This window comes from Mitsuaria sp. RG, assembly GCF_028369275.1.
Lineage (GTDB): Bacteria > Pseudomonadota > Gammaproteobacteria > Pseudomonadales > Pseudomonadaceae > Aquipseudomonas > Aquipseudomonas peradeniyensis.
On the sequence record NZ_JAQMYQ010000024.1, the window covers coordinates 44603 to 56201 of the forward strand.

The 11599-nt window shown below is 65.5% G+C and carries 9 protein-coding genes; 3 read left to right on the forward strand and 6 right to left on the reverse strand.

Annotated features, from left to right (window positions below; translation table 11 throughout):
* The first annotated feature begins 87 nt into the window (after positions 1-87).
* Positions 88-963: a pirin family protein gene (locus tag POF53_RS14920; protein ID WP_203646222.1), complete on the forward strand. Its 876-nt coding sequence runs from the start codon at positions 88-90 to the stop codon at positions 961-963.
* 184 nt (positions 964-1147) lie between these two features.
* Here the strand turns inward: POF53_RS14920 and POF53_RS14925 are convergent, their stop codons facing one another.
* The 3 genes from POF53_RS14925 to POF53_RS14935 all read right to left on the reverse strand — a co-directional run bounded on the left by POF53_RS14925 (position 1148) and on the right by POF53_RS14935 (position 3798).
* Complete coding sequence (locus tag POF53_RS14925; RefSeq protein WP_498968293.1) at positions 1148-1915, reverse strand: RHS repeat-associated core domain-containing protein; 768 nt, start codon at positions 1913-1915, stop codon at positions 1148-1150.
* A gap of 150 nt (positions 1916-2065) precedes the next feature.
* Positions 2066-2482 carry a RidA family protein gene (locus tag POF53_RS14930; RefSeq protein ID WP_094011146.1) on the reverse strand — a complete coding sequence of 139 codons (417 nt, stop codon included), beginning with the start codon at positions 2480-2482 and terminating at the stop codon, positions 2066-2068.
* Entirely contained in the window at positions 2482-3798 is a 1317-nt protein-coding gene (locus POF53_RS14935; protein ID WP_498968296.1) for a flavin-containing monooxygenase, read from the reverse strand. The genes POF53_RS14930 and POF53_RS14935 overlap by 1 nt, the downstream gene beginning before the upstream one ends.
* Before the next feature lie 416 nt (positions 3799-4214).
* Between POF53_RS14935 and POF53_RS14940 the strand changes: the two genes are divergently transcribed.
* Both POF53_RS14940 and argE read left to right on the forward strand, forming a co-directional pair.
* Positions 4215-4892 carry a DUF1028 domain-containing protein gene (locus POF53_RS14940; RefSeq protein ID WP_203646224.1) on the forward strand — a complete coding sequence of 226 codons (678 nt, stop codon included), beginning with the start codon at positions 4215-4217 and terminating at the stop codon, positions 4890-4892.
* Positions 4885-6045, forward strand: a complete 1161-nt coding sequence (gene argE, locus POF53_RS14945) for an acetylornithine deacetylase (RefSeq protein ID WP_498968298.1) — start codon at positions 4885-4887, stop codon at positions 6043-6045. The genes POF53_RS14940 and argE overlap by 8 nt, the downstream gene beginning before the upstream one ends.
* A 71-nt stretch (positions 6046-6116) precedes the next feature.
* Here the strand turns inward: argE and POF53_RS14950 are convergent, their stop codons facing one another.
* The 3 genes from POF53_RS14950 to POF53_RS14960 all read right to left on the reverse strand — a co-directional run bounded on the left by POF53_RS14950 (position 6117) and on the right by POF53_RS14960 (position 11544).
* The gene (locus POF53_RS14950) at positions 6117-7508 is read right to left on the reverse strand and encodes an APC family permease (RefSeq protein WP_498968300.1); all 1392 of its coding nucleotides are present in this window, start codon (positions 7506-7508) and stop codon (positions 6117-6119) included.
* Between the two features lie 257 nt (positions 7509-7765).
* Entirely contained in the window at positions 7766-9013 is a 1248-nt protein-coding gene (locus POF53_RS14955; RefSeq protein WP_475858709.1) for a carbohydrate porin, read from the reverse strand.
* Positions 9014-9138: 125 nt separating this feature from the next.
* Complete coding sequence (locus POF53_RS14960) at positions 9139-11544, reverse strand: glucose/quinate/shikimate family membrane-bound PQQ-dependent dehydrogenase (RefSeq protein WP_498968302.1); 2406 nt, start codon at positions 11542-11544, stop codon at positions 9139-9141.
* Positions 11545-11599 lie beyond the last annotated feature (55 nt).

Below are 11599 nucleotides of genomic sequence, written 5' to 3' on the forward strand. Positions count from 1 at the left end.
CCAGTAGAACGATCCATGCCATTTTCTCCGTCTACCGCTTAATTAGCCTCCTCGGTAAGGTTATACCTATCCAAGAGGAGGCTTCTCATGAAAAAGATCCAGGGCATCCACCGCAGCCCCCACGCCCATTGGGTGGGCGACGGCTTCCCGGTGCGCAGCCTGTTCACCTACGACCATCTGGCCCGGCACATCAGCCCGTTCCTGCTGCTGGACTACGCCGGCCCCCACGACTTCACCCCGACCACGGCCCGTCGCGGCGTCGGCCAGCATCCGCATCGCGGTTTCGAGACGGTGACCATCGTCTACCAGGGCGAGCTGGAGCACCGTGACTCCACCGGCGCCGGCGGTTTGATCGGGCCGGGTGACGTGCAATGGATGACCGCCGCGGGCGGCATCATCCACGAGGAGTTCCATTCCCCGGCCTTTGCCCGTAGTGGCGGTACCCTGGAAATGGTGCAGCTGTGGGTCAACCTGCCGGCCAAGGACAAGCGTGCCGCGGCGGGCTACCAGACGCTGCTGGCCAACGACATTCCCGTGGTGGCGCTGGCAGGCGAGGCGGGCAACCTGCGGGTGATCGCCGGACGTTACCTGGATCATCAGGGACCGGCGCGCACCTTCACCGAGATGGACGTCTGGGACCTGCGGCTGAAGGCCGGTGCCACGTTGCAACTGCCCTTGGCCGCCGGGCGCAATGCCGCGCTGGTGGTGCTGCGCGGCAACCTGCGGGTCAACGACGAGCGCGAGGCCGGCCCGGCCAGCCTGGTGCTGCTGGAGCGCGATGGCAGCGATGTGCGCCTCGAGGCGCTGGAAGAGGTCAGCGTGCTGCTGCTCAGCGGCGAGCCGATCGACGAGCCGATTGTTGGCTACGGGCCGTTCGTGATGAACAGTCAGGCGGAAATCGCCGAGTCGTTCGATGATTTCCAGGCCGGGCGGTTTGGGCAGGTTGGTGGCGTCGTTCGATAGTAGCCATCGCGGGGCAAGTCGCATCGGCGCACCGCCGCTCCCACGCATTGAGTCCACAATGACTCAAAGCGTGGGAGCGGGCTTGCCCCGCGATTATTTTTGCGCGTCACTCCTGATCCGGCACCACCGCGATCACATCAAACTCTATCAGCCACTTGGCCTGGGCCAACCCTCTGGTAAAGGTTCAGAGTTGCGGACCGTAGATGGCTCTTTCGATTCCCTCGTTGACACGCTGCATCTCATCCTCTGAATCCGAACCGTAAGGTGTCGAATCGTTTGAAGAGATTGGCTCGTTCGAACGGGCCCATCTTGCATCTCGTATCTCTTTCAGCATTCTCTTGGCGCCACCAAGCCGTTCGATCCGCTTAATGTCGTTAAAGAAAGGGAGCGGAGGGATCTCAAGTTTTGCTTTTTGCGAAGCTGTTATGCCTGAAGCACCGCCAGTCTTGAACACTATATCTCTGGCGCGAGCTGGTAACTGCTTTATGTGTGCGGTGAGTCTGGGGGCAGTCAGCTGGGCTATCTCAGATGAGGTTTTCGAAAGAGCAAATAGGTCAGGGAATTCAAGATGATTGACGATTGATGTGAATATGTCTGGCTCCATACGAATCACTTTCAGGAAGCGATGGCCGGAAGGATCGACCTTGTTGACGGGGTCTCCGGTGCAATAGCTATAAGCATTCACTCCACCCGCCCCGAACGGACTCAGCGAGTCGGTTGAGAGAAAGCGCATTAGCACAGGGCTGAACACCCGGTAGCCATTACCGAGAAAGTAGAGTCCAGTCAATGAGTCGCAATGCTGGCCATTGAAACCGAGTGCAGCGCTTGATACGCCGACAGGCCCTGAATACCCATAAGCGGTGTAGGTGAATGCATGAGATTGCTGGTCTTCGCTGCACCACAGAATGGACCTTGGCCTATCTGCCGCCAATAAGATTGTAGCGGTCGGCATGGGGTTACCTGATTAGGGGCTGTGCAAGATAATTTAGGCGTCGAAGCTCGATACTGGAACTGGCAAAATTATCAGGTGCCATTTTCGGCCCTCTTCTTGCGGCTGGCAGGCTCAATGAGGCCGCAACGCGGCCTCATGTACTGCTCGTGATCAAGCCTGATCCGGCACCACCGCGATCACATCGATCTCCATCAACCACTCAGCCTGGGCCAACCCTGCCACCACCAGCCCGGTGGAAATCGGGAACACCCCCTTGAGCCATTTGCCCACTTCCTTGTACACCGGCTCGCGGAAGCGCGGGTCGGTGATGTAGGTGGTGGTCTTGACGATGTGCGACAGGTCCGAGCCCGCTTCTTCGAGCAGCTGCTTGACGTTCTTCATCGCCTGCTCGGCCTGGGCCTGCGGATCGCCCAGCCCCACCAGCCGGCCTTCGAAGTCTGTCCCGACCTGCCCGCGCACATAGATGGTGTTGCCGGCGCGCACCGCCTGGCACAGGTCGTTATCCAGAGTCTGGTTGGGGTAGGTGGCCTTGGTGTTGAACATGCGGATGCGAGTGTGGGTAGGCATCAGAGGGCTCCGAAAGTGCTGACGTTGCTGATCGAGGGTTGCTGCTCATCCGCCGCGCGCTGCTCGCGGTCGCGGTAAGCCAGGTAGGTGCGCTGGGTGGCGATATGGCCGGCAACGTGCTTGGCGTCGTGCCACACCCCCCAGATGAACGACGAGCCACGGCGCGACAGCCAGGGCAGGCCGAGGAAATACACGCCCGGCTCCCTCGACACGCCGCGCTGGTGCTGTGGCTTGCCGTTGGCGTCGAAGGTGTCCACCTGCAGCCAGCTGAAGTCCACGCCGTAGCCGGTGGCCCAGATGATGGTCCTGACGTTGGCCTGGGCCAGGTCCAGTTCCGGCAAGGGCTGGCTGACGCAGGCCGGGTCGGGCAGGCGCTTGCGTGCCTCGGGCTCTTCCGGCAGGTCCAGGCCGTTGCGTTCGATATAGGCGTCGGCGGCGTCCAGCAAGGCCAGGTAGTTCTCGTCGCCGCGGTTGATGTTCTCGGCCAGGTTATCCTGGAAGCGGGCCACGCCGCCCTCGAACGACTGGGTCAGGCCGACCAGGGTCATGCCCTGGTGGGCGAGAGCGCGGAAGTCCACGGTGTGGCCGCCGCGGGCGCCGGACACGGCGATGGTCACGTGCTCGCGGCCGGGCTTGGCGATCTCCGCGTCCCACTCGCCAAGCACGCCCAGCCACCAGCAGAAATCGCGGTTGCGGTAGCTGCGCGGCGGACGGTCATGGGCGCCGACCGACAGGTACACCTGGCGCCCGGCGCGCATCAGTTCCTCGGCGATCTGCACCCCCGAGGAGCCTGCGCCGACCACCAGCACCGCGCCCTCAGGCAACTGCTCGGGGTTGTAGTAGGCGGCGGAGTGGATCTGGTGCAGGCTTTCGTCCTTGGGTGCGATGGCCGGGATCACCGGGCGCTGGAACGGGCCGGTGGCAGCCACCACGCGGTTGGCGCGGATCACGCCCTGGTTGGTGTCGATGGTGAAGCCCGGGCGGTCGGCGTTGCGCACCACCTTCCTCACCTCGACCCCGGTGCGTACCGGCAGGTTGTACTTGCGCACGTACTGTTCGAAGTAGTCGGCGACCTGCTCCTTGCCGGCGAAGGCGTCGGCGTCGAGGTCGAATTCCAGGCCAGGGAAGCGGTCGTGCCAGACCGGTCCGTTGGCCACCAGCGAATCCCAGCGTCCGCTGCGCCAGGCCTCGGCGATGCGCTTGCGCTCCAGCACCAGGTGCGGCACGCCGAGCTTGCTCAGGTGTTCGCTCATGGCCACGCCGGCCTGGCCGGCGCCGACCACGAGGGTGTCGATTTCGATGTTGTTCAGTGTCATGTCCCAGCCCTTCTTCAGCGGCGTTCTTGTTCAGGTCGGTGGGGACCGCCTTTGCCTGGGGCCAGACTAGGGATGGGCGGGAAATCGCGAAAATAGTATTTAGCTGGGGCTTGCCGATAAATTGGCGAAGGCCTGTGTTGTGGCGCGGATGTTCAGGGTTGCGCAGGATCTTGTAGGAGCGGCCTTGCGCCGCGAAAGGGCTGCAGAGCAGCCCCGGCAATCTTGAGGTGGGCACAAATCCAGGGGCTGCTGCGCAGCCCTTTCCGGCCGGTCCGACGCCTCGGCAAGGCCGCTCCTACACAGAATGCATTCGCAGGCGCCTTAGTTTTTTCCTGCCCAGTACCGAGGAAAATGTTGGTTTCGCAGCTCCCGGGGCCCACCGAGAATGCCGGTAACCTCAACACAGGAGCTGCACCATGACCTTCTCCATCATCGGCCGCTGCCAGGAAACCGGCCAGGTCGGCATCGCCATCAGTTCTTCGAGCATCGCCGTTGGCGCCCGCTGCCCGTGGGTACGTGCCGGGGTCGGGGCGGTGTCGACCCAGAACATCACCCTGCCGGCCCTCGGTCCGCAGATCCTCGACGCCCTCGAACAGGGTCAGTTGCCGCCCGCAGCGGCGCTGGACCGGGTGCTGAGCGCCAATGGCTGGAGCGAGTATCGCCAGGTCACGGTGATCGACAGCCAGGGCCAGGTGGCGCTGTTCACCGGCAAGGAGGCCCTGGGCGTGCACAACGCCGTGGCCGGCGAGCAATGCGCCGCGGCCGGCAACCTGTTGTCGTCGCGGGCGGTGATCGAGGCCATGGTGACGGCGTTCGAGCAGGCCGGCGGCCACCTGGCCGACCGCCTGCTGGCGGCGATGCACGCGGCCATGGCTGCCGGTGGCGAGGCGGGGCCGGTGCACTCGGCGGCGTTGAAGATCGCCGGAGAGCTGACCTGGCCCTTGGTGGACCTGCGCGTGGACTGGGCCGAGCACGATCCCATCGGTGAACTGGACAGCCTCTGGCAGGCCTACCGCCCGCAGATGCAGGACTATGTGACCCGCGCCCTGAACCCGACCGCCGCGCCGAGCTATGGAGTGCCGGGCGATGAATGAGGTTTCCAGCCGTGCGCTGCTGGAGCGCTTGGTCGGGTTTGCCACGGTCAGCCGCGATTCCAATCTCGAGCTGATCGCCTTCATCCGCGATTACCTGGCCGGACTTGGCGTTGCCAGCGAGCTGTTCCACAACGAGGCGGGCACCAAGGCCAATCTGTTCGCCACCATCGGCCCCGCCGACCGTGGCGGCGTGGTGCTCTCCGGGCACACCGATGTGGTACCGGTGGAGGGCCAGGCCTGGACCGTCGAACCGTTCCTGCTCACCGAGCGCGAAGGACGCCTGTACGGCCGTGGCACGGCCGACATGAAGGGCTTCATCGCCTCGGTGCTGGCGGCGGTGCCGGCGTTTCTCGCCCAGCCGCTGAAGCTGCCGGTGCACCTGGCTTTTTCCTATGACGAAGAAGTGGGTTGCCTGGGGGTTCGCTCGATGCTCGCCGCCCTGGCGCAGCGTCCGCACAAGCCGCGGCTGTGCCTGATCGGCGAACCCACCGAGCTCAAGCCGGTGCTCGGCCACAAGGGCAAGCTGGCCATGCGCTGCCAGGTGCATGGCGCCGCCTGCCACTCGGCCTATGCGCCCTACGGCGTCAATGCCATCGAGTACGCGGCGCGGCTGATCGGCAAGCTGGGCGAGATCGGTGACGAGCTGGCGCGTCCCGAGCATCACGACGAGCGCTTCGACCCGCCGTTCTCCACGGTGCAGACCGGGGTGATCAAGGGCGGCCGGGCGCTGAATATCGTCCCCGAGGAGTGCGAGTTCGACTTCGAAGTGCGCGCCTTGCCCGGCTTCGAGGCCCAGGCCGTGGCCGACCGTCTGCAGACCTACGCCGAGGCCGAGCTGCTGCCGCGCATGCATGCCGTCAGTGGCGCCAGCGATATTCGCCTGCGCGCCCTGAGCGCCTACCCGGGCCTGGCCACGCCAGCCGAGAGCGAGGCTGCACAACTGGTGGCGTTGCTCAGCGGTTCGGACGATTTCGGTACTGTGGCCTTTGGCACCGAGGGAGGCCTATTCGATCAGGCGGGTATCCCCACGGTGGTCTGCGGGCCCGGGAGCATGGACCAGGGGCACAAGCCCGACGAGTTTGTCAGTGTCGAGCAGTTGCAGGGATGCGATGCGATGTTGCGGCGGTTGGTGGATCATCTGAAGCAGGCATGACAATCGCGGAGCCAGCCGGCTCCCACAGGTTGCGCAGGCATCTGTGGGAGCGGGCTGGCCCCGCGACAAGGTTATAGCGGCTCAGGCCTGAACAACGGTTTCTTCATCACGCCCTTGATCCACACGACGGCAATCAGCGACACCACCGCCAGTACCACTCCCGCCGTACCGAAGACCTTCAGGTTCATTTCCGGGCTGGGGGAGGCATGCCAGATCGCGTACAGCATCCCGCCGATACCGAACAGCTGCGGCAGTGGGTAGAACGGTGTGCGGAATGGCCTCGCCAGATGTGGGTAGCGCAGCCGCAAGGCGATCACATCCAGGTGCACGATGATGTACGCCAGCAGCCAGGCCAGCGCGGCGGCCAGCAGCAACAGGTTGATTGCCGCGGCGTCCTGGCCCATCAGCAGGATCGGCAGGCCGGTGATCGCCGCGACGAACAGCACGGCCACCCAGGGCGTGCGCGCCCGCGGGCTGAGCTGCTTGAACTGGGGGAACGCCTGGCCGTTGCAGGCCATGCCGTAGAGCATGCGCGGAATGGCCGCCAGCGATGTGTTGAGGGTGCTGCAGGTGGCGGTCACCGCGGCGATCACCAGGAACACCTCGCCGGTCTTGCCGAACACCGTGGTGGCGAACAGGTAGTGGGGCAGGGCATCGTTGCTCAGGGCTTCGCGGGGTACCAGGAACAGCGCGCCCAGGCCGTACAGGCCGATGGTGGCGAAGATCACGGTCAGGCCGATGATCATCGAGCGCGGGATGTTGCGTTCGGGCTTGCGGGTTTCCTCCACCAGCGAGCAGACGAACTCGGCGCCGACGAAACCCCACACGGCCATGGCGGTCAGGGCCAGCACCCCGGCGCCCATGGGGTTCCAGTCGCCCTGCAGCAGGGTGGTGGTGACCCCCTCGGCATGCCCTTCGCTGATCGCGGCGACGCCGAGGATCAGCAGTACGATCACCATGACCACGGCCATGGCGCTCTGCAGCTTGGCGAAGATGTCGATGCCCATCAGGTTGAGGCCGGTGAACAGGGCGAGCACGCCGAAGGCCACCGAGTACTGCGGGAACACCCCGGGGTAGACCTTGCCGATGATCAGGTCGAGCAACAGCAGCTCGGCCGACAGGGCGAACATGGCCACCACCACGTAGCCGGAAAAGGTCGCCAGGATCGCCGGGAAGTGCCCCAGCGCCACTTCGGTGTAGCTCGACAGGCTGCCGGCGCGCGGCACCAGCAGGGCCAGCTCGGAGAAGGAAAAGGCGTAGCTCAGGGCCAGCAGGTAGGCCAGCCCCAACGGCACGATGAAGCCCAGGCCGGCGGCGCCGACCCCCTGCAGCATCATCACCATCACCCCTTGCGACACCACCAGGCCCACGGCCACCGCCAGCAGCGATCCCAGCCCCAGGACCCGGCGAAAGCCGGCTTGATCGTGCTGCACGCTGGCAGGCACGGACGCACTTGCACTCATGACAGTTTCCCCGCTCTTTGTTGTTGTAGTTGCGCCAGATACTGGGACAGGGGGCGGGGCGGGGAAATTAGTAAATATGTGGTTGCTGGGCAGGAAAAAGCTATGCGCGCCAACGCCGACCTGTAGGAGCGGCCTTGCGCCGCGAACGGGCTGCATGGCAGCCCCGGCGATTGATGCTTTAACGCTAAAACCCAGGGGCTGCTGCGCAGCCCTTTCGCGGCACAAGGCCGCTCCTATAGGTCACGCCAGGCTTGGTTTCAGAACGTCGCCTTGACCTGCAAGCCGAACACCAGCGCGTTGTCGATGTCCTTCCCGGAAAACGCCCCCGGCTCGACGATGTACTGCACATCCGGCCGCAGGTTCAGCCACGCGGTGGCCTGGTAGCCATAGCTCAGCTCGACCAGCTGCTCGGCGCTGTCGAGGTTGGGGACGGGCTGCCCGGCATCGACGGCCGCATCTTCCAGCACATCGCGGCTACGCGGGTTCGGCACCGCGCGGCCATACCCCAGCGCGACGGTATCCCGTGGCCGGCTTGCGAACGGCTTGTACAGCACCACGCCTGCGCCATACCACCTGGTGAACGGCGAGGCGGCCTTGCTCGACGCCGAGTACTGGCCGAAGGCATGCAGGCTGCGCCCGGGCGATACCGGGTCGTTCCACACGGCCTGGTCGACCAGCAGGTAATGCCCACCACGACCGGCGACTTCCTCGCTGCTGCCGATGCGCTTCGCGTTCGAGCTGTCGTAGTAGTAACCGAGCTTGTACTCGCCCGGCAGTTCGCCGCGCAGCTTGTACACCAGTTCCACAGGGACCACGGTGCCGGTGGTGTGCTTGGGCCCCAGGTGCCAGGCGCGGCTGGAATTGCCGTTGCTCTCGGGGTCGACGTTGAACGCCGCCACCCGCAGTTGCCAGTCGGGCGTCAGGTCATATTTCAAGCGTACGCCGAGGTGGGCGTTGGGGTAGTTGGTCCAGCCGCTGCCGCCGGACATGTTCAGCGGGTGACCGCAGAAGCCGGCGTTCATGAAGTTGCACAGGATGCCGCTGTCCAGGCCGCCGAGGTCGTTGCCCATGGCCATGTAGCCAAGCTTGAGGTTCAGCGCGGGCGACAGGTTGCGCTCGTAGCTGAGTTCGGTCAGGCGGGTGTAGAGGCCGCCGTAGTTTTCCTGGATCGGCAGGCGGTTGCCCACCAGGTCCTCCGAGGCGCTGTTACCGCGCCGGTCGTTGATGGTCAGCTGGACCTTGCCGCCGTTGTCCAGGCCGTACAGCTTCGACAGGTCGAACTGCACGCCCAGCTTGAGGTTCTGCGAGTAGCGGGCCGAGCGGTGCAGGCCGCCATGGGCGTTGTAGGCGGTCTCGCCGCTGTAGTCGCCGGTGAAGCTGATGCCGTCTGCCGCGAGCCGGTGGCGCAGGCCGCCCCAGTCGCCGGTCAGGGTGTTGTCGTCGGCGAGAGACGCGGTGCTGGTCAGCAAGAGAAAGAAGGGAGTGAAACGAAAAGCACGGGGCATTGCGTAATCTCGGGTTGTGTATAGGGCCCCTTCGCGGGTAAACCCGCTCCCACAGGGACCGCACAAGTTGCAGTCCAGTGAAAGTCCTGTGGGAGCGGGTTTACCCGCGAAGAGGGCGACGCGGTTCAGGGCAGGGCGTACGCCATCACGTAGTCGCCACGATCGGTCGACTGGCGTGCGCCGCCGGCGGTGATCACCACGTACTGCTTGCCGGTCTTCGGCGACACATAGGTCATCGGGCCGCCCTGGCTGCCGACCGGCAGGCGGGCCTTCCAGATCTCGTTGCCGTTGCCGCTGTCGTAGGCGCGCAGGTAGAAGTCCTGGGTGCCGGCGATGAACACCAGGCCGCCCTGGGTGGACAGGGTGCCGCCCAGGGTCGGCAGGCCGATCTTGATCGGCAGGTGCATGCGGATGCCCAGGGGGCCGGTGTCCTCGACAGTGCCGACCGGTACCTGCCAGGCGATCTGCCGGGTCTTCATGTCGATGGCGGTGAGGGTGCCGAATGGCGGCGCCTGGCACGGGATACCGGCCACCGACAGGAAGCGGTTCTTGTTCACCGCATACGGTGTGCCCTTGAGCGGCACCGCGCCCATGCCGGTGTTCAGCGCCTCGCCGCCGCCCGCTGCCGCACCCGTGTTCTGCGAAGGGATCATCTGGATCCACAGGCCCAGGCGCATGTCATTGACGAAGATGAAGCCATGCACCGGGTCGGTGGAGAGGCTGCCCCAGTTCATGCCGCCCAGCGAACCCGGGAAGCTCAGCGACAGGTCGGTGCCCGGCGCGGTGTACAGGCCGTCATAGCGCATCTTCTTGAAGTCGATGCGGCACAGCAGCTGGTCGTACGGGGTGGCGCCCCACATGTCCGACTCGGTCAGGGTCTGCGCGCCGATCTGCGGCATGCCCACCGACTTCGGCTGGGTCGGCGAATACGGCTCGTTGGGGATGTTGCCCGGTTTTACCGGTACTTCGTCGACCTGGGTCAGCGGCTTGCCGGTGGCGCGATCGAGCACGTAGATCTGCCCGGCCTTGGTGCCGATCACCACGGCGGGCACGGTGCTGCCGTCATCCTTGGTGAAGTCGATCAGGCTCGGCTGCATCGGCAGGTCGAAGTCCCAGAGATCGTTGTGCACGGTCTGGTACACCCACTTTTCGTTGCCGGTGGTGGCGTCCAGGGCCAGCACCGAGGCGCCGTAGGTGTGATCAAGCTTGTTGCGTTCGACGCCGTAGATGTCGGTGGACGAGGAGCCCATCGGCAGGAACAGGGTGTTCATCGCCGGGTCGTACGACATCGGCGCCCAGCTGTTGGGCGTGCTGCGCACGTAGGTCCGGTCGCCTTGCGGGGCGTCGCGGTCCTGCGGGTTGCCCGGGTCGAAGGCCCAGCGCTGGGCGCCGGTGATCACATCGAAGCCACGGATCACGCCGCCGGGCATGTCGGTCTGGACGTTGTCGGCGACGCGGCCGCCGACCACCACGGTGGTACCGGCCATCAACGGCGCCGAGGACAGCTGGTAGTACGAGTCCGGCACGTTGCCCAGGCCGGCCTTGAGGTCGACCTGGCCGTTGTCGCCGAAGCCTTCGCAGAACGCGCCGGTGTCGGCATCGACTGCGATCAGGCGGGCATCGATGGTGTTGGTCAGCAGGCGGCGCTGGCAGTTGGCGCCGGCCGGCACGCTGCTCACGCTGACCGGCGTGCTGTCGGGCCGGGTCGGTTGGGCGATCGGCGCGCTGGCGTCGAAGTAGGCCAGGCCGCGGCAGCGCTGCCAGACCTTGGACTGGGCGTTGATGGCGTTCTTCCACAGCTCCTTGCCGGTGTCGGCGTCGAGGGCGATCAGGTTGTTGTGCGGGGTGCAGATGAACACCTTGTCGCCCACCTGCAGCGGCGTGAGCTGGTCTTCGGCGCCGTTGCCGTCGCTGAGGGCGACGTCACCGGTGTGGTAGGTCCAGGCCACCTTGAGCTGGTCGACGTTGCCACGGTTGATCTGGTCCAGCGCGGCGAAGCGGCTGCCGCCCTCGGTGTTGCCGTAGTGGGCCCAGTCCTTCTGTTGCTGGCCGGGTTCCACTGGCGTCAGGCCCGGGCCCTTGCTGGTAGGAGCGACGCTGGGGTGGGCGACGAACATGTTGCCGGCGGCGATCGCCAGCGCCACGCCCAGCAGACCGGCGATGCCGTAGGCGCCACGCGCTGGGCGCCGGACCAGTTGCGGATACACCAGCACTACCACCAGGCCGATGGTGGCGAACATGAACAGCCGCGAGAACAGCGGCCAGAACACCAACCCGGCGTCGGCCACGGCCCAGATCGCGGTACCGGCGAGGAACAGCGCATAGAGCCAGGCGCCAGCGGGCTTGCGACGGGCGATGAGGATGCCGGCAATGGCCATGGCCAGGCCGCCGCCCAGGAAGTACCAGGAGCCGCCCAGGCCGGCCAGCTTGACGCCGCCGGCAGCCAGGAGCAGGCCGAGCAGGGCGATGACGACGCCCAGGCCGACCAGGATGAAGGTTGAGGCGCCGGAGGCGCGGGGTGAGTCTTTCATGCCAGGGATCTCGCAGGTGGAATGCGAGAAGTTTAAGCCCTTAGCAAGCTAATTA